General features: G+C 38.5%; 1 protein-coding gene. It reads left to right on the forward strand.

The window, feature by feature from the left end; genetic code table 11:
* A partial coding sequence (locus G9H65_RS13360; protein WP_166375827.1) for a hypothetical protein occupies window positions 1–213 on the forward strand: 213 nt, incomplete at both ends.

Raw genomic sequence — 213 nt, forward strand, 5'->3', positions numbered from 1 at the left:
GTGAAGGGAAAGTGAATGCGCTTTATTCAGGAACCAAAACACTAACTTTTTCAGGAGCAAGTACTACGACTAACCCAATTAGTAAACCGAGTGTCTCTGGAATCGATTTTGGACAGCCTGTTCAGGTTGTATTTACAAACGGAATAGCCCAAGTAGATTTGATTTTATACCAAGTGGAAACTGCGAATATCCAAGTAAGTGATGGTATTATAT

This window comes from Aquirufa ecclesiirivi, from assembly GCF_011250515.1.
GTDB lineage: Bacteria > Bacteroidota > Bacteroidia > Cytophagales > Spirosomataceae > Aquirufa > Aquirufa ecclesiirivi.